The sequence below is a fragment of the Flavobacterium phragmitis genome (assembly GCF_900112575.1).
GTDB classification, from domain to species: Bacteria; Bacteroidota; Bacteroidia; order Flavobacteriales; family Flavobacteriaceae; genus Flavobacterium; species Flavobacterium phragmitis.
The window spans coordinates 48,461-69,212 of the sequence record NZ_FOMH01000016.1; the positions used below are offsets into that span (position 1 = coordinate 48,461).

Below are 20,752 nucleotides of genomic sequence, written 5' to 3' on the forward strand. Positions count from 1 at the left end.
GATGAATATCAATGCCCTTCTGTTCAAAATACTTTTAGTTTTTATATGCTGTTTTAACGGTTCTGTTGTTGAAGCGCAGTTATTGAATATTAAAAATGATTCTTTTTGGAAGACCAAAGACGGAAAACCCATTTACAGTCAGGGTGGCGGTATTTTTAAATTTACAGACCCTATAAGCGGTATTCAGAAATATTATTGGTATGGGGTGCAGTATGAAGAAGCAGATGTTTACCGCAATAATCCTGCGGTTACACTGCCAACATCAACTTTTAAATCGGTAACCTGTTACAGCTCTACAGATTTGGTTAACTGGACTTTTGAAGCCGATGTTTTGACCAAAGAAAAAGTAAATAAAAACGGTAAAACATGGGTTGGACGTTTGGGAGTTGCTTACATCAAAGAATGGAAAAAATATGTAATGTTCGTACAGCACGACTCAGAAGTATTGATTACACTTTCGGATTCGCCGACAGGTCAGTTTGAGTGGCATCAGAAAATCAATATGGAAAAAATGATTGGAACGAGCAACACTGGCGACCAGACTGTTTTTACAGATGAAGATACAGGAAAATCCTATTTAATTTATTCTTACGGAAGAGGACGTAATAAAATTTATGTTTCTGAAATTGGTATAAAAGAAGAAAAAATAAATCTTTTGGATTGTACAGAAGTTTTTAAAGGCGAAAGCCGTGAAGGAAACTGTATGTTTAAGTACAAGAATAAGTATTATATGTTTGCGTCCAATATTTATGGCTGGGATGCCTCTTTTGCTTATTATTTGGTAGCAGACGATATTCGCGGGCCTTATCTTCCTGTAAATGATATGCAGGTAATGAAAGGCACGGAAGACGATTTTGCGCACATCTCGCAAACTGGATTTTTCTTTTCTGTAAAAGGAAGCAAACAAGAAACTATTGTTTATTGCGGAGACCGCTGGGCCAATTTTGCGGGAAATGGATTGGGGTATAACCAATGGTGCCCAATTTCGTTTGAAGGCAGTACACCATATTTTAATTCGCTGAATTCATGGAATTTGGAGGAAAAAACAGGAAAATGGGAAGTAGCAAAAGACAATAACTACATTAAAAACGCCAGTTTTGAAGCCGACCGCAGACATATTCCGAGTCCCGTAAAACCTGTTCAGATTCAGTTGACGGGCTGGTTTTCTGAAGTGATTCAAGGCAATAAGATTTCGTTGGATTCAATCTCACCAGTTTTAAATCATTTTAATACCGAAGAGGAGCGTAAAACGGTAATCGGAGAAAAAAGTCTCGAAATCAGTGATAAAATAGATTTTAAAAGAAAGGTTTTTCAAACTATCGCTTATTCGCCATTTGTAAAACTGAAAGACGGTGTTTATACACTTTCTGCCAAAATAAAAAACGGCGCCGATTTTAAGAATTTAGAAATGTATGTTATCAGCGGTAACAAGAGATTTTCATATGTCATTAAAGAACAAAATACAGCGTGGAAAACCATTACTATTTCAAATATTGTTGTAAAAGGAGGAAAGGTGGAGATTGGTTTTTTGGCTGATGGAAAAGCTGGAGCTTTTTGTTATGTGGATGATTTGATATTTGTAAGTATGTAATTTTACTATAATATTTGGTTTCTTAAAGAAATCGCTATTTTGTATTGGATACTTTCACAAAATAAATAAACAGTTAAATTTACTTTCAGTAAATAAAATTCCTGATAATCCTAAGTTTTAATGGTTAAAGAACAGTAATAAAAATGAAATTAGTTTTAAAATCAATATTATTCTCATTTGTACTGATTTTTTCATCTGGAAAAATGATGTCACAATCCACCACAATTATTTTAAAAGACAACTGGCGCTTTTCCAAGGAGGTAAAAGAAGACGCTTTTTCTGTAGATTTCAATACTTCTAAATGGGAAAAAGTCAGCGTGCCTCATGATTGGGCTATTTATGGACCTTTTGACAAAGAATGGGACAAACAGGTTTCGGCAATTGAACAAAACGGAGAAAAAATTCCAACAGAAAAAACGGGTCGTACTGGATCATTACCACATATCGGAACGGGCTGGTACCGTAATACTTTCTCTATTCCTGAGTTTAAAAAAGGAAAAAAAGCACTTCTTATTTTTGAAGGTGCTATGAGCGAACCGCAAGTTTACTTAAACGGAAAAAAAATAGGAGAATGGGGTTATGGTTACAGCTATTTTTATATTGATATTACGAATGATCTTAAAGCAGGTTCAGAAAATCTATTGGCTGTTAAGTTGACTAATTTGCCTTTTTCGTCAAGATGGTATCCCGGGGCCGGACTGTACAGAAATGTTAGTGTTGTAATAAAAGAAGAGGAAAATTTTGTTCAGTGGGGAACTTTTATTACGACTCCGGAAATGAAAGGGGATAATGCTGTTGTTGATATTAAATCAGAAGTTCATGGCAGTGATATGTCAATGATTACTGAAATAAAAGATGCTGCTAATAATGTTGTAGCCACACAAAAAGGCGGAGAAACCAAAAATCAAACAATCCATCAAACAATAGAGGTCGCAAAACCTCATTTGTGGAGTCCTGAGACGCCTTACTTATACACAGCGACAACCAAATTATATGCAGCAGATGGAACTTTAAAAGATGAACAAAATATAAAATTCGGTATCCGTTTTATTAAATACGAAGCTAATAAAGGATTCAGCCTTAGTGGTAAAGTGACGAAATTTAAAGGAGTTTGTCTTCATCATGATTTAGGGCCTCTTGGTGCTGCTGTAAATAAAGCAGCGCTTAGAAGACAGCTTACGATTCTAAAAGATATGGGATGCAACGCGATTAGAAGTTCTCATAATATGCCTTCGTTTGAACAGTTGGAACTGGCAGACGAAATGGGATTCATGTTTCTGGCAGAAAGTTTTGATGAGTGGGCAAAGCCAAAAGTACAAAACGGATATCATCGCTTTTTTCAAGAATATGCTGAAAAAGACGTTGTAAATTTAGTGAGAGCGACAAGAAATCATCCTTGTATTGTAATGTGGAGTTCAGGAAATGAGGTTCCGGATCAATGGGGTGCTGAGGGGGTAAAACGTGCCAGATGGTTGCAGGACATTTTTCACCGTGAAGATCCTACAAGACCTGTGACCGTTGGTATGGATCAGGTAAAAGCCACTATGGAATCTGGCTTTGGAGCTTTGCTCGATATTCCGGGATTAAATTATAGAGTGCATCTTTATGAAGAAGCATATAAAACATTTCCACAAGGACTTATATTAGGTTCAGAAACGGCTTCGACAGTGAGTTCAAGAGGAATTTACAAGTTTCCTGTTGTACAGACAAAGAATAAAGAATATGATGATTTTCAAAGCTCTTCTTACGATTTAGAAGCTTGCAGCTGGTCGAATGTTCCTGATGAAGATTTTGTGCTTCAGGATGACAAACCTTGGGTTATTGGAGAATTTGTTTGGACTGGTTTTGACTATTTAGGAGAACCAACGCCGTATGATGAAAAATGGCCGTCAAGAAGTTCTTATTTCGGGATTTCAGATTTGGCAGGACTTCCTAAAGACCGTTTTTATCTTTACAGAAGCAGATGGAATACAAAAGAGAAAACGCTTCATATACTCCCACATTGGAACTGGAAAGGAAGAGAAGGAGAAATTACTCCAGTTTTTGTTTACACCAATTATGACAGCGCCGAGCTTTTTGTTAATGGAAAAAGCATGGGTATTCAGAAGAAAAACAATTCAACGCCACAGAACCGTTACAGATTGATGTGGAATGATGTAAAATATGAACCTGGAACCGTAAAAGTCGTGGCATTTGATTCAAATGGGAAAATAGCCGCAGAAAATGAAATTAAAACTGCTGGAGATCCTTATAGAATTGTGCTAGAAGCAGATCGTAAAACAATCAAAGCCGACGGAGATGATATTTCTTTTGTAACGGTTTCGGTGGTAGATAAAAATGGAATTCCATGTCCAACGGCAGTCAACGAACTGGAATTTAAAGTAACTGGAGCTGGAACTTATAGAGCAGCGTGTAATGGAGATGCGACATCGTTGGAAATATTTCATGATAATAAAATGAAGCTTTTTAGTGGGAAATTGGTGGTGTTGGTAAAGTCAACTAAACAAAGTGGTAGTATACAGCTTGAAGTTAAAGGTGATAATCTTGAAAAGGCAAAAATTAGTATTAAATCACTTAAATAACTTAGTATTAAAGAGTTAATAGTAATGAAGTACTTAAGAAAACACTAACCAAAAGAAATACAAAATAAAAAGAGAGTCTAAAATGTTACTAGTTAATGTTTTAGACTCGCTTTTTTGCTTTTAGGAGATATTTAGTAGGGTTTAACTCTGCCGTATATCTTTTGATTATGCCTAAATAATCCAAAAATGACTTTTATTTTATAGTAATTGGTTGATAATTTAAAAGTATTATTATCTCTTTTGTTTAAAATTGTGGCGTGGAGGGTATTTCGCTTTTTTGTGTGGATGCTTGTTTTCTTAAATAAATTTTATGTCTTTTGCTCTGAATAGCTAATAGGGCGGCAGAAGAATGGTTAAAAAGATTAGTTATGTTTTTTGACTTAGTTAAAAAAATGATTAAAACGGAATTAATGTAATCCTAAATAATGTTGTGTTTACAGGATATATAGTATAGTAAATTGTGAGAATAAGAGATTTAATACTAGGTGCGTTATTATTAGTCAGTTTTAATAGTAATGCACAATTTTCAAATTTGAAGTTTGAGAATTTTGATACCAGTAAAGGGCTGTCCAGCAGTACTTGTGTCGAAATATTCCAAGATAAAGAAGGTTTTTTGTGGTTTGGTACCATTGACGGTTTAAATAAGTATAATGGCTATGAATTTGAAATTTTCAGACCAATAGTTAATGATAAATATTCCATTAGTAACAATCGTATAAATGCCATTACAGAGGATCATCTAGGATACTTATGGATAGGAACCAGTAATGGTTTAAATGTCTTTGATAAAAAAGCGCACCGATTTTACAAAATTAATCTGGAAAAGAATATTATCGATAAAACTAATCCGAGAGAGGAAATCAATTGTCTAAAATTTGACACTCTAAAAAAAATACTATGGGTTGGTACCAAAAATGGTTTGATTAAAATTGATCTATCAACTTTTTCAAATAACTTTCAAAGTTTAAAATCAGTTCGTTATACTGCCAGCTCTAAAAACAGTAATGCATTAGATAATAATAATGTCTCTAATTTGATATTAGATAAAAAAGGACAGCTTTGGATTGGAACGGCAGGAAATAATTTGCATAAGTACAATTCCAAAACCAATGTATTTGAGCGTCAAAATATAAATTTTGAGACCAATCAGTTTTTAGATCATTTGCCTAAACAAATTATACTTGATAATAAAGGAGAATTTTGGATTGGGAATGATTTAGGGCATTTGTATGTTTATAATCCGACTACTAAAAAATATAAAAAGGTTAGTCCGGATATTTTCTTAGTACCAATTTTTCATCTATATCAAGATAGTAAAGGCTTGATTTGGGTTGCTACAGATGGAGAAGGCTTATACTTATTGGATAAAGAAAAAGGATTGATAAAACATCTCGTTCAAAATCCAGATGATCCATTTTCATTACCCAACAATCAACCGTCAAAAGTACTGCAAGATAAAGAAGGAACGTATTGGATAGCTACTTATAATAAAGGAGTAAGCAAATTAGCTTTGTTTAAATCATCGTTTGGACATCATTTCTACAAAACACAAACTTCAAATAGTTTAAGTACAAAAATTGCGCAGTCAGTATTTCAGGATAGTCGTCAGCGTATCTGGATTGGAACAGATGGAGGAGGCCTTGATATGTATGATGATACAAAAGAAACGTATAAACATTATAAAAATATTCCGGGTAATTCAAATTCATTGAGTTCCAATAAAATTCTATATGTAATTGAGGGTAATAATGATGAGTTATGGGTGTGTACCTGGGACAGAGGTCTTAATAAATTTAATACAAAGACTGGTCAGGTAAAACGGTTTTTAAATGATCCGAATAATGTTTTTTCAATAGGCCAAAACACAGTTTGGTGTGCTGCCAAAGACAAACAAGAAAGACTTTGGCTGGGAACATCTTTGGCAGGACTAAATTTATTTGATACCCAAACAGAACGTTTTTATCAGTTTAAGAATAGTCCGAATTCACCAAAAAGTATCATCAGCAATTTTGTCTTTTCTCTTTTTGTAGATTCCAAAAATAGACTTTGGGTAGGGACATCTATAGGTCTTTGTTATGTAAATCTTGATAAGTTGGATGCGAGAATACCCAAGAAAATCCAGTTTGAAGAAATTAAAATTAAAAATGTCCAGGGCAATCGTGTAAACCAGGTAATCGAAGATTACAAAGGGAATATTTGGATTGGTACAGATATGGGCTTGTTTCAATTAGATAAGAATTTACAATTAAGAAAATCCTATTCTTCCTCAAGTGGTCTTCCAAATAATTTAGTGGTTGGCTTACAGGAAGATAATAATAAAAATATATGGATTAGTACAAAGAGTGGTTTGTCTCTATTAAGTCCTAAGTCTGGTAAGATTATTAATTTTAATGTTCATGATGGCTTGCAAGGTCTAGAATTTCAAAGTAAATCAATAGCCAAAACTTTTGATGGACGTATAATAGCCGGGGGAATAAATGGGTTTAATTTGTTTAATCCCAACGATATTGTATTGAATTCAGACAAAGTAAAACCTATTCTTTCTGGTATAAAATTGTTCAATCAAAAAATTAATGCCGGTGATACGATTAATAATAGAGTTTTATTTGAAAATGATCTTAATAGTTTAGACAAATTAAAATTGGCCTATAATGAAGGTCATATATCAATAAGCTTTGTAGCCTTAAATTATCAGAATCCGGAGCGTGTCAAATATGCTTATAAAATGTCTGGTCTGGATAAAGAATATATCAATGCAGATAATAATCGTATTGCAAATTATGCCAATCTGCCACCTGGTTCCTATACTTTTGAAGTAATGGCCGCTATTGATGGGCAATGGGAAAATGCTGGTAAAACAAGTATTGAGATTAATGTTTCTCCTCCTTTTTGGAAATCATGGTGGGCATATATTTTCTATATGATTGCAGGAGCAGCCATGATCTGGTTTGGACTAAAGTATTATACCCGAAGATTAAATGAGGAGAAAGAACAAGAATTGGATCAATTAAAACTAAAATTCTTTATCAATGTTTCTCATGAATTTAGAACACCTTTGACCTTGATATTAAATCCCGTTGAGAAAATATTGACTCACTTTAATGAGCCCGATGAAGTAAAAAGATCTGCAGCTATAATTCAAAAAAGCAGTAAGCGTTTACTTTATTTGGTGGATCAATTATTGGATCTTAGAAAAATGGATTTGGGTAAATCTCATTTAGAAATTGCTAATCTGGATATTGTAAAATTTAGCAGGGAAACTTTTTTCTTGTTTGAAGATTTAGCCAAATCCAAAAACATACGTTTTGTCTTTGAATCAGAGTTTGATCAATATTATGGAAATTTTGATGCCGATAAAATTGAAAAAATACTAGCAAATCTCTTGTCTAATGCAATTAAGTTTACAGATAATGGAGGAATTATAACGTTGACATTATCTGAAATTTTTGTAGACAGTATAGGGTACAAATGGAATTATTTGAGGCCTTCGATCAATCGGAAAATGATTCAGATTAATGTTTCTGATACTGGAATAGGTTTTAAAAAGAAACAGCTTAAAGAAGTCTTTCAACGTTTTTTCCATGCTGATGCGTCTAAAGCGGGAACAGGTATTGGATTAAATTTTACGAAGAGTCTTGTTGAATTGCACAAGGGAATGATTCTGGTTGAAAGCAAATATAAACAAGGCACAACTTTTAGTGTGAGACTTCCGGCAGATTTAAAAGAAGATGGTAAAAAGATTATAGAAGCAGGAACCATAACATCCCAAGGTAAGAATATGAATGCGCTTTCATCTGCAGATTATGAAATTTCGATAGCCGATGAAAATATAAATTCGGATACAGTGGCTTCAGATTCAGATAAAAAAAGACCATTAGTACTTTTGATTGAAGATAATAAAGTGCTTCGAAGTCATCTTAAAGCAGAACTCAGCGAACAATTTAGGGTTAAAGAAGCAGTCAATGGAGTTGCTGGTTTAGAAAAAATAAGAAAGTATTTTCCAGACATCATAATCAGTGATGTAATGATGCCAAAAATGGATGGTTTCGAATTATGCCAACAGCTTAAAAGTGACTTTGAAATTAGTCATATACCTATTTTACTGCTTACAGCCCGCAGTTTAGATGAAGATCTGGCAATGGGTTATGAAAGAGGCGCTGATGCCTATTTGTCAAAACCATTCAGCATTAATGTACTTAAGGCTCGAGTTAATAATTTGCTGGAAGCACGTAAACGTTCTCGCGAACGCTTTGCTGCTGTAGGTGGAATTATTCCGGCAGCTGATATAACGATTAATTCACTCGATGAAAAATTTTTGGATAAAGCCACTAAAGCAGTTGTAGATAATGTAACTAACGTCGATTTTTCTTTAGACGATTTGCTGAATGCCTTAAATATGGGACGTTCTCAGTTTTATCGAAAAATTAGTTCCTTGACGGGACAAAATCCAAGCAATTTTATTCGAACCATAAAATTAAAATATGCGGCAGAACTGCTGATTAGCGATTCATTTTCGATTAAAGAAGTAGCTCATAATTGTGGATTCAATTCAACGGCCTATTTTACAAAGACTTTTAAGGAAGTTTTTAATGTAACGCCTTCACAATATATAGAAGAAAATAAACCAAGAAAAAATCAAGATAAGTCTATTGACTAAAAACAACAGATAACTTTATTTAAATCCGATTTAGTATTCAAATCGGATTTTTTATTGTCTTAAAATAGAGATTAGTATCCTTAATTATTTTAATTAGTAGTGACTTAGCAAACTTTATTAGTAATCATGAAGATAACAGTATAAAAAGTGCTTAAACTCCCAAATATATAGGCAATTACGCGATATTGAAATATAATTTATACTCTTTGAATCATGGTTTATACGCTCTGGATTGCTAATTTTTTAATATTGCATTGTTCGATTTTGTCGATTTAATAATTATTTCGATTTAAAATTACGAGTATTAAAATTATTAACCGTAAAAAATGTATTTATGAAATCTATACCAGCTTAAAGATTATAGTAGTAACAAACTTAAACTAATTATCAACGACCAAAAAAAATCAAAATGAATAAACTTGTTTTAAATAAAACAAATTCAATTAATCGATTAAAGCCTGCACTGCTTTGTTCGATGTTAGTTTGCATTTCTTCTCATGCATTCGCTTTAGAAAAGAGAAAGATTGGAATGATGGAAACGGTTGAATTGAATAGTGCAACACAGCAGATAATAATTAAAGGAAAAGTAGTAACTGCCGAAGATAATTTAGGTTGTCCAGGTGCTAACATTATGATTAAAGGAACCAATCAAGGCACAACCACAGACTTTGATGGAAATTTTACGATTAGTGTACCTTCTTCTGATGCCATCTTAGTTTTTAGCTTTATTGGATATCAGGAACAGGAAATTTCAGTTGCTGGTAAATCTGTAATTAATGTAGCATTAGTAGCTGACCAAAAGAAATTGGACGAGGTAATTGTAGTGGCCTACGGTACCCAGAAGAAAGTAACTTCTACAGGTTCCATAGAAACTGTTACAGCAAAAACCTTTCAGGATAGAGCTGTAACCAACCCAGTTTTAGCTTTGCAGGGAGAAACTCCGGGATTAGTGATTACCAGAAGTTCTTCAAGACCGGGTAGAGAAGCTATTAATATGCAGATTCGTGGAGCGACTTCAATCAACGGCGGTTCTCCATTAATTGTAATCGATGGAACTCCGGCTATAAACAATGAGGCTTTTTATAATATGAACCCGGACGATATCCAGTCGGTAACAGTATTAAAGGATGCTTCTGCGGCCTTATACGGTTCTCGATCTTCTAATGGGGTAATTATGGTTACTACCAAAAAAGGAAAGTCTGGTAAAATGAAAATTGATTTGTCTACGACTACCAGAGTAAACACTTTAGGTATTCGACCACAATCACCAACGATGCAGCAGTATGCAACCATTTGGCTGGATGCAGCAAAGGAAGATGGAGCGCAAGCCAATTATTGGGGATGGCAGTCTAAAGAAAATTTACAATTGATGCAGTCAGGCTACGCAGGAATATATTCAACACTATATTGGGGAGATATTTATATAGCAAATGCACCTCGTTATGATGAAATGTTTGGAAGCTCTGTTTCTACATTCAATAACGGAAGTATTTCAGGAGGAACCGAAAACACCAATTATCGAGTGTCTTATGGATATTCAGAAGATATGGGAGCTTTGCAAACGGCTTATGATGGCAAAAAACAGTATAATGTTCGATTAAATTACGATTATAAGGTTAATAACTGGCTGAATTTAGAGACAAATATGTCGTATTTAAAATATAGTTTATCTTCTCCTTCTACCGGATTAGACGGTTCATTAGCACAAGATCCACCTTTTTTCCCATCGAGAAATCCGTATGGGCAATGGTATGCGAACTTTAATATTGCGGGTAATCGTAACAGTGTAGCCGCTACAGTTGATGGAGGTAGAGATCAAACTATTAGAGATCAGATTATGATGAATTTATCGGCTACTTTTAAATTGTATAAAGGTTTATCGTTTCAGACTAAGGTAGCATACAGTAAAGACTTTTATACAAACTTAAGATATGAAATCACAGTACCGCAATACAGCTGGTATGGAGATTTAGCACCAGAATCGGTTAATTCGGCTTCTTCAATCAGACAAGAAGATAAACAAATAACTTATCAAAATTATGGTGGTTTTTTAAATTATGAAAAACAAATAGGAGATCATAGTTTTTCAGGATTATTAGGAATAACTGCCGAGAAAACCGAAGACACTAGATTGTATGGTTACAGAAAGGGATTTGTTGATAATGGAGTCTACGATCTTAATATGGGTTCTATCGAAGAAAAGGTAGAAGCTACGGGTGGTCGTGGTCATAATGGTTTATATTCTTATTTAGCAAGAGTTAATTATGGATATAAAAATAAATACTTGCTTGAAGGAAGCTGGAGACGTGACGGTTCTTCTAAGTTTGGAGATGGAAATAAATGGAACAATTTCGGTGGAGTTCAAGCAGGCTGGGTAGTAACAGAAGAAGGGTTTATGAAAAATCTTAAGCCTTTAAGCTATCTAAAATTAAGATACTCTTACGGCGAAATGGGATCTCAATCAGGAATTAGTAATTATAGTTATGTATCAAATATCAACAACGGAAGTGCTCTTTTTGGTTCTACGGCAGCCTTACAAACAGCTAGTTCTGTAGCAGGTATTACTTCTAATGATATTTCATGGGAACGTGTGGCTATGAATACATTTGGAGTTGATTTTAGCTTCTTTAATAAAAAACTCTTCGGTTCATTTGATGGATACAAAAAAAGGAATAACGGAATGTTGACCAATGTTATTTATCCAGATGTTCTAGGAGGTACTGCTCCGAAAACTAATGCAGGTGAGTTGGAAACAAAAGGATGGGAAGCTACTCTGGGGTATAGAGGACAGATTGGTAAATTCAAATATAGTATTGCCGCCAATATGGGAGATAGTCAGAACATTTTACTGAAGAAAGAAAATGCGACAGCTATTACAAACGGTGTTAATACCAATGGCGTTTTAGGTTATCCGTTAAACCCAATTTTCTTATACGAAACAACAAATTTATTTAGAGATCAGGCAGAAGTAGATGCTTATTACGCAGCAAATAATAATAATGGAGCATTACCAACAGGAGTTAATGCATTGCGTCCTGGAGATACTCAAAGAGTAGACTTAAATAAAGATGGGCAAATCGATGTTAAGGATGTGAAATTTATGGGAGATACACAGGCGCATTATGTTTATGGACTTAATTTAAATGGAACCTATGGCAAATTTGATACCTCTATTTTCTTTCAAGGAATGCTACAGCAAAACGTTCTTAGAACCGGTTTCTTTTCATATCCATTTAACACATTATACGGTAGCCAGACTACAGCTTTTATAGGTAAGACTTGGACAGAAACGAATACGGATGCTGAATATCCTAGAATGACTGCCAATACAACTAGAGCTGCTTGGAACTGGGCAAGCAATGATTTCGCTTTACAAAACAACCAATACATTAGGTTGAAATCGTTGATCGTTGGTTATACTTTGGACGACTTGAAAATTGGAAATTTCCCAATTGATAAATTCAGAATTTATTTTTCAGGAAATGATTTATTTGAATTTTCTAAAGTAAAAGATGGTTATGATCCGGAGTATGGAGATAGTTCAAATACGATTTATCCTTTTACCAGAACATTGGCTATAGGACTTAATGTTTCCTTTTAATTATTAAAATGACGAATATGAAAAATAAAGTATTAACCTTAATGCTGTCTTCAGTATTATTGTTTTCGAGTTGTCAAAATGATTACCTAGAATTAGATCCTTTGGATGCACAAACTGAAGCTTCTTATTTTAGATCAACAGCAGATTTTAAAGCCGCATCCAATGATTTTTACAATAAAATGATCAGTTGGAAAGCTATAAATAGCAGCAGTGTATTTTCTTTTATGGACTTTGGTACAGATCTTACTTCATTAGCACAAGAGGAAGGTCGCGGTAATATAATTGCAACCAATTCAGATATCTACTGGACAAATCCATATAAATATATTAGAGCCAACAACATATTATTAAAAGCTGCTGAGCAGTATACAGGTGATAAAACGGCAATTGCGCAATATGTGGCGGCGGCAAAATTCTTTAGAGCCTGGCATCACTTTTTCTTACTAAAACGTTTTGGAGGAGTACCTATCGTAACTACAGTAGTTGATATTAATGATGCTGTATTGTATGGAAAACGCAACAGCCGTTACGAAGTAATGAAGCAAATCATTAGGGATTTAGATGAAGCGATTCCAAATTTACCTACCGAACAAAATATATCTAGTGCAGATAAAGGACATTTAAGCAATTGGGCAGCAAAAGCTTTTAAGGCGCGTGTTTTATTATACGAAGCAACTTGGGAAAAATACGTTGGTAACACTACAGATGGTGATGGAACTTCTACTGGAGCTGGTACGGCAGAATCTTCTTCTAATGTAAATGCTTATTTACAGGAGGCAATTGCATTAACAAAAGAAGTAATGACTAGTGGAGGTTACCAGCTTTGGAATTACAATACACCGCTAAACAATTTTAGTATGTGTTATTTATTCAATTTAGAAGATGCTGGTTCAAATCCTGCAGGTCTAGATAAAGGAACAAACAAAGAATATATTTTATATAATAAGTACGATTTTGGTTTGTTACAGGGCGGTATAAATTTGAGCCATACGGTTTCTTCAAGATTAGCACCTTCACGCAAATTTATGGATATGTTTTTATGTTCTGATGGTCTCCCTGTAAACAAGTCGCCTTTGTTTCAAGGCTATCAGCATGTACAAGATGAATACAAGAACAGAGATTACAGACTGACTTCTTATTTTGTAGATGCGGCTACAGATGCACCACCAGTGCAGGGAGCCATTAAATTATTTGGGCCAGGTGGAGATAGTGGATCGGGTTACGCTAACAGAAAATTCCGTTCTTATAAATACGGTACTTACAGAGCAGCAAATACAGAGTCTCAGGATTTTGCTCAAATTCGATTGGCTGAAGTATATCTTATTTATGCCGAAGCTTTATTCGAATTAAACGGTGCTATTAGTGATGCAGAATTAAACGAATCAATCAATTTAATTCGTCAAAGAGCTGGATTGCCTGCTTTAACTAATGCTTTCGTTACAGCAAATGGTTTAAATATGCAGGAAGAAATAAGACGAGAAAGAGCCATCGAATTATTTGGAGAAAATTCTCGTTATGACGACTTAAAACGTTGGGGTATTGCAGAACAAGAATTAAATCAGCCAATTGTAGGTTCTGTTATTCAGGGAACTGACTATGAGGGTAATGCAAATATCTACAAGCCAGCTTCATATCCTTATGGCGAAATTAGTGTAGATACTGGAAAAGGAAATCTTAGAGCCTTGCTGTTAGATCCAGCATCCAATAGAAATTTTCAGCGTAAACACTATTTATTTCCTATCCCATTGACGCAAATACAATTAAATGGGAAATTGGTACAGAATCCAGGTTATTAATTAGGAACTTCTAAATGTATTCAAAATGAAGCAAATTATAAAAAACAATATAAAAGCAGTCACAGCATTCGTAAGTATACTATTTATTACTTCTTGCAGTGATCAGGAAAGAGAATTTGTAGGTGATCCATTGGTAACTTATCCTGCGGTAACAATAAGTTCGGTTTCTCCTACTACAGGAACTTCTGGAAATATTGTTACTTTAAGCGGGGCCAACTTTGGTCAATACGTTAAAGCAGCAAAAATTTATTTTAACGGTATAGCCGCTACTGAAATTATCAGTTATACAGATACTTCTGTTCAGGTACGTGTGCCACAGGATGCAGGAACAGGCCCAATTACTGTCAAAGTCTGGACAAATTCTGCTATTACATCTGATTTTCAATATGTAACAGGAGGAACAATAAGCAATATTGCTCCAACTTCTGTAAACGTAGGGGATTTAGTTGTCATTACGGGTAAAGGATTTGGAACTGATCCTTCAAAAGTAACAGTTAAATTTTCAAGTGATTTAACTGTAGATGCTTTTTCTGCTAAACCAGTTTCAGTGTCAGATACCCAAATTAATGTTATAGTTCCTAAAGGTGCTGCTACTGGTAAAGTAAGGGTTTGGCTGGAAAACCAAATTATCACTGGGCCTTCGTTAACTGTAATTGCACCTCCTAAAGGGAAATATATTTTTGAGTTTGATGATCCAGCGGATCCGCAATGGCTACCAGCCCAAAACGCATCTTATAAAATAGAAGATGGTAAATTAAAGGTAACTTTTGATCCAACTCAGTTAGGGACATCCGCGAGTAAACGTCGTGCTGATTTGTATACTATCATGAATGGAGTATTTCCTTCTCCAGGAGGAGCTGCCAAAGCTAAATATATACAAGCTCCGGAATATCCAATATTGGCTATGAAAATTGCTTTTACAGGTACAGGAGCGGCTAAACCAGGAACTGGTAATATCATTATTGATCCTCTCCCAACAGGTAGTGCTAATCTGGGAAATAATAAATATAAAACAGATTTAATGGCTCAAAATGTAATTTATTATGACTTGTCTGCAGATTATACAACTTTAACAGAACTAACAACTAGACAGTTCAAAATAGCTGATATCGTAGGTACTGAAACAGGTTATGAAGTTGATTGGATTCGCACATTTAAGAATCAAGCAGAACTAAAAGCTTTTTTAGGTTTATAAAATTTGAGTTAACCGAGCCAAGTAGCATTTTTTCGTCACTTGGCTGGTTTACCATAATTAAATCAATTATTTCGTATTACTGTCGAGTTTTATACTAAGTGAATCTAAGTAACTCTGGCAGAATTAATACCTATTAAAAAATAAGTATATGAAAAACATAAAATTAACAAAAACCAAATTTGTTTGGGCTTTACTTGGTTCTATTGCCTTTGTTGCATGTTCCTATGATTATGGCTTACCTCAAGACAAAAACGATGATAAATCAAATGCTTCGGAAGATATTACCGTTCCTGCTAACATGAAGTTTGTGCACCCGGGATTATTGCATTCGAAGGAAGATTTCGATCGTATGAAAACCAATGTCGCTAATAATGTAGATCCTTGGCTGGCTGGTTATAACAAAATGATTAGTAACAGTCATTCTTCTGCGACTTATGTAATGAAAGGCCCGGTTGCTACCTTAATTAGAGGGGGTGGTTCTAAAGAAGAACCATTATCAGACAATTATTCTACAGCTATGAATGATGCACATGCTGCTTATCTTACAGCTATTCGTTGGAAAATAACAGGAGATGTAGCTTATGCCAATAAATCCATTCAAATATTAAATGCCTGGGCTGCTACTTGTACTAGAATCAGTGGTGACTCTAATAAAGCTTTAGGAGCAGGTATTTATGGATACCAATTTGCCAATGCTGCTGAAATTATGCGTGATTATTCGGGCTGGAATGCGGCTGATCTGGCAAAATTTAAAAAATGGATGTTAGATGTCTTTTATCCGGTAAATTATGATTTCCTGCAAACTCATTACAATACCTGCTCTTCACATTATTGGGCTAACTGGGATTTATGCAACCTAGCTTCTATTATGTCAATTGCTGTATTAAATGATGATGTTGCAAAATATACCTATGTCATTAATTATTTAATGAAGGGTGCTGGTAATGGTCAGTTAATCAAGGCAATTAATTATGTGCATCCAAAAGGTGCTAATGACGATATCGATTTAGGACAAATTCAGGAAGCCGGACGTGATCAAGGTCATGCTCTTATGGTAGTGGGATTATTGGGAACAATTGCTCAAATGGCAGAAACTCAAGGACTGGATGTTTATGGTTACAAAGATAATTTGATCCTTAAAGGAGCAGAATATGAGGCAAAATTTAATTATGCTAGGTTAGCGGTTCCATTTAATAAATACACTAACTGTGATAATATCACGCATACAGCTGCAGCAGATGATGCCGCTCGTGGTCAAATCAGACCTGCCTGGGAAAGAATTTACAACTATTATACTGTAAAAAAAGGGATTAAAGCGAGATACGTAAAAATGGCAAAAGATCTTACTTATCCAGAAGGAGGGAGCGGCGAGTATGATCCTAATAGTGGAGGATATGATGATTTAGGTTTTGGTACATTGCTGTATTCGAGATAATATTATATGAAACTGAAAGAATACCCGTAAGCGGCATAATTTGTTTTACGGGTATTTTAAATAATATTAAGTATAAATCGAATATAGATGCTAGTTCTTTTAGGTTTAAAAAAAAGATATGTAGTTGTAGTAAGCTTTCTTGTAGCAGTAAGTAATTTGAATGCAATAGCTCAAAATAACCTTGAGAGAAAAATAACGTATAGATATGATTTTTCTCTTGTAGATCGAAAAATTCAAGCGTGGATTGCTAGCAATTATTATTCAGGCGCCGCGATTATGATTGTTAAAAACGACAGTGTTGTATTTAAAAAATGCTATGGAAATTACACAGAAGAAACTCAGGTTTTTATCGCCTCGGCGGGTAAATGGTTGGCAGCAGCGACCATTGCATCGGTTGTCGAAAAGACAAATCTTTCATGGGAGGATAAAGTAAATAAATGGTTGCCTGAATTTAAAGATAGTAAAGGCGAAGCTACTTTAAGACAGCTTTTTTCTCATACAGCGAGTTTCCCTGATTATCAACCTAAAGATTCTGTTACAGATAATTACCAAACTTTAAAGGAATCTGTTAAACATATTGTCAATTTACCGGCGACGGCTAAGCCGGGTGAGCAATTTAGTTACGGTGGACTGGCGATGCAAGTAGCGGGTAGAATGGCAGAGTTAGCAACAGGTAAAGATTTTGAAAGTCTTTTTATAGAAAATATTGCTATTCCACTGGGAATGAAAAATACTCATTTTGTCCCAGTAAATGATGAAGGAGGTCATAGTCCTATGTTGGGCGGAGGCGCTCAAAGTACTCTTGCAGATTATATGCACTTTTTAGATATGATTGCGCATGAGGGTAAATTTCAAGGCAGACAAATACTAAGTAAGTTATCCATAACAGAAATGCAGGCAGATCAAGTGAAAGATGCTTTAATTGATAGTAAAGAATACGTAGAGCGTGTTAGGTTTAAAAAACATAAAAGCATTTATGGATTAGGAGAGTGGCGGGAAGAGCTTGATGAAAAAGGCAATGCAATTTTAATTAGCAGTCCCAGTTGGGCTGGTGCTTATCCTTGGATTGATAAGAAAACAAATACCTACGGTTTCTTTATAACCCATGTCAATGTGGCTGAAGCAAATAAGGAAGGTTTTTCGGCTTTTTATAGTAGTCCTGTTTTACCTATTATGGTACGCGAAGTATACAAAAAGGCATCATTACATTAATCCAAAATTTCAAATATAATTACATGAACCACATTTTAAGACATAAAATAAGATTAACACTTTTTTTCTTTTTGGTTGCAGTACAATTATTTGCTATCACTAAAGACAGCTTGGTGGTGTATCCTGTACCGGATAAAGTAAACAAAAATTCAGATTTCATTGTGAAAGTCAGAAAGTCGAGAGGAAAATGGCAGGATGTTTTTGTTCATAATGTAAAAGTAGATCAAGTAGTGGGTATAGGACATTCAGTACAAACTGCTGCATTGGCTTCTTTTGACTTTTCTGGTAGTGTTGAGGTTCAGGTAACAGCTCTAAAAGCTAAAGTTAATCAATCTAGGATTAGACCTTTAGCCCTTACTATACCCTCAAAAGTAAAAGGAAATGTGATGAATTTTGTTCTGAATAATCCGGCTAATTTATCTATTGAAATCAATAATGATATTTTCCACAATTTGCATCTTTTTGCCAATCCACTAGAAACAAACCCTCCCAAACCGAATGATTCCAATGTAATTTACTTTGGCCCGGGAGTTCATGAAATTCCAAATCAAAAATTAAATGTTCAGTCCAATAAAACAATCTATCTGGCTGGAGGAGCTATCTTTAAAGGACAAATATGTTTAGATGGTGTGTCCAATGTTACTGTTTGTGGCCGTGGTATGGTAGATCAGGAAATAAAGCTGGGTATTCATATTGCAAACTCTAAGAATATTAAAGTAGAAGGTGTTTTTGCTTCACAATGTTTAACAGGAGGATCTGATGAGGTGAATATTGAAAATGTAAAAACAATCAGTTTTTTTGGTTGGGGCGATGGAATGAATGTTATGGCTAGTAATAATGTCCAGTTTGATAAGGTTTTCATTCGTTCATCGGACGATTGTACAACTGTATATGGCACCCGAAAAGATTTCAAAGGAGGCTGTAAAAATATCACCATGAAAAACAGCACGCTTTGGGCAGATGTAGGCCATCCTATTTTAATTGGCACACATGGAAACAGTAACAATCCAGAACTGCTTGAAAATCTAACTTATAGCAATATTGATATTCTGGATCACAAAGAAAAACAACAAGATTATCAAGGCTGTTTAAGTATTAATGTAGGAGATAATAATACGGCTAAAGATGTTCTTTTTGATACTATAAGAATAGAAGATTTTAGAGAAGGACAGTTATTAAATCTTAGGGTTTTTTATAATACAAAATATTGTACAGCTCCTGGTAGTGGTATCGAAAATGTCGTTTTTCGAAATATTGATTACGTAGGCAAAAATGCTGGGACTTCAATTATTGCAGGTTATAATGAACAGCGTAAAATAAAAAATATAGTATTCGAAAACCTTAAAATAAATGGTGTTTTGATACATGATGATATGAAGGAGAAACCTAAATGGTATAAAACAGCAGATATGGCTGGCTTTTTTGTAGGCGAACATGTTGAAGAACTTTCCTTTAAATTAAAAAAGTAATCATTTAAAATATGAAAATACGTAATCAATTAAAACTAATATTGAACTGTTGCTTTACAGTTCTCTTCTTTACAGCTTGTATTTCCAAAAATAAATCGGATGAAATGGAAATAAAAGTTAGTAACAGTTTGAATTTTGACAGAAAAGAAATTGTTACAGTAAAACGTAGTCAGATTGAAAAAATAGTAAAGAACAATTCAGAAAAAAATGTTCGTGTCAAATTAAAAGGAACAGATAAGTTTCTAACTACCCAGTGGATTGATTATGATAAAGATGGCAAAGGTGATGAATTGCTTTTTCAGGCTGAGGTACAAGCAAAAAGCGTGGCAGATTTTGTGATAATGATTGATACCGTAAAAGAGCCACAATCAAAAGTAGTGGCCTATTCTCGTTTCGTCCCGGAACGTATTGACGATTATGCCTGGGAAAATAATAGAGTAGCTTTCAGAGCTTATGGACCAGTAGCACAGCAGTTAGTTGAAGAAGGCAAAGAAGGAGGTACGCTTTCAAGCGGAATTGATCTTTGGCTTAAAAAAGTAGATTATTCTATTATTGACGATTGGTATGCAAAAAACGGGAAAGAAGCAGGTTATTATCACATCGATCATGGAGAAGGATATGATCCTTACCATGTAGGTGCTAGTCGCGGTACAGGTGGAGCAGGAGTTTGGGTTAACGATAGTTTACAAGTAGGTAAAAATTATACTAATTACAAAACCATAGCAAAAGGACCGCTACGTACTATTTTCGAATTAGATTACGCTCCTTGGAGTCAATATAAAATTAAGGAAACCAAACGTATCTCATTGGATTTGGGCAGTAATTTTTCAAAATTTGATATTATTTTAAAAGCTAAAGAACAGTTCCCAAATTATACAATTGGAATTACACTGCATGATAAAAAAGGCGAAATTAATATCAACAAAACAAAAGGTTGGTTCCGCCATTGGGAACCTATTGATAAAACTTTTTTAGGCGAAGGAATTGTACTGAATCCCGAATTAGTTACTCAGGCATTTACTAATAACGCCACAACGCCTGACCAAAGTAATTTGTTGATTGTCACCAATCCATCACAAAAAATCACTTTTTATGCTGGTTTTGTCTGGACAGGGAGTAAACAAGTAAATGAGGTTACGCAATGGGATGAGATGCTTAATAAACAAGCAGAAATAATTCAAAACCCTTTGCAGGTAACTGTGAATTAACTACAA

General features: G+C 34.6%; 10 protein-coding genes. All 10 read left to right on the forward strand.

Annotation, left to right across the window (positions count from 1 at the left end):
• Window position 1 precedes the first annotated feature (1 nt).
• The 10 genes from BM289_RS22975 (at window position 2) to BM289_RS23020 (ending at window position 20,746) form a co-directional block, all read left to right on the forward strand.
• On the forward strand, window positions 2-1,591 hold the full coding sequence (locus BM289_RS22975; RefSeq protein WP_091498201.1) for a family 43 glycosylhydrolase: 1,590 nt from the start codon (window positions 2-4) through the stop codon (window positions 1,589-1,591).
• 143 nt (window positions 1,592-1,734) lie between these two features.
• Entirely contained in the window at window positions 1,735-4,173 is a 2,439-nt protein-coding gene (locus tag BM289_RS22980; protein ID WP_091498202.1) for a DUF4982 domain-containing protein, read from the forward strand.
• A 532-nt stretch (window positions 4,174-4,705) separates the two neighbouring features.
• The gene (locus BM289_RS22985) at window positions 4,706-8,830 is read left to right on the forward strand and encodes a hybrid sensor histidine kinase/response regulator transcription factor (protein WP_244165440.1); all 4,125 of its coding nucleotides are present in this window, start codon (window positions 4,706-4,708) and stop codon (window positions 8,828-8,830) included.
• Window positions 8,831-9,239: 409 nt separating this feature from the next.
• Window positions 9,240-12,431: a SusC/RagA family TonB-linked outer membrane protein gene (locus BM289_RS22990; RefSeq protein WP_244165441.1), complete on the forward strand. Its 3,192-nt coding sequence runs from the start codon at window positions 9,240-9,242 to the stop codon at window positions 12,429-12,431.
• A 17-nt stretch (window positions 12,432-12,448) separates the two neighbouring features.
• Complete coding sequence (locus tag BM289_RS22995; RefSeq protein ID WP_091498207.1) at window positions 12,449-14,227, forward strand: RagB/SusD family nutrient uptake outer membrane protein; 1,779 nt, start codon at window positions 12,449-12,451, stop codon at window positions 14,225-14,227.
• Window positions 14,228-14,252: 25 nt separating this feature from the next.
• Entirely contained in the window at window positions 14,253-15,422 is a 1,170-nt protein-coding gene (locus tag BM289_RS23000; RefSeq protein ID WP_091498209.1) for an IPT/TIG domain-containing protein, read from the forward strand.
• Window positions 15,423-15,570: 148 nt separating this feature from the next.
• Window positions 15,571-16,857, forward strand: a complete 1,287-nt coding sequence (locus tag BM289_RS23005; protein ID WP_091498212.1) for an alginate lyase family protein — start codon at window positions 15,571-15,573, stop codon at window positions 16,855-16,857.
• 87 nt (window positions 16,858-16,944) lie between these two features.
• A complete protein-coding gene (locus tag BM289_RS23010; protein ID WP_091498214.1) occupies window positions 16,945-18,069 on the forward strand; it encodes a serine hydrolase domain-containing protein in 1,125 nt (374 codons plus the stop codon).
• A gap of 23 nt (window positions 18,070-18,092) precedes the next feature.
• Window positions 18,093-19,538 carry a glycosyl hydrolase family 28 protein gene (locus BM289_RS23015; protein WP_143102118.1) on the forward strand — a complete coding sequence of 482 codons (1,446 nt, stop codon included), beginning with the start codon at window positions 18,093-18,095 and terminating at the stop codon, window positions 19,536-19,538.
• 104 nt (window positions 19,539-19,642) lie between these two features.
• On the forward strand, window positions 19,643-20,746 hold the full coding sequence (locus BM289_RS23020; RefSeq protein WP_244165442.1) for a DUF4861 family protein: 1,104 nt from the start codon (window positions 19,643-19,645) through the stop codon (window positions 20,744-20,746).
• Window positions 20,747-20,752: the final 6 nt, after the last annotated feature.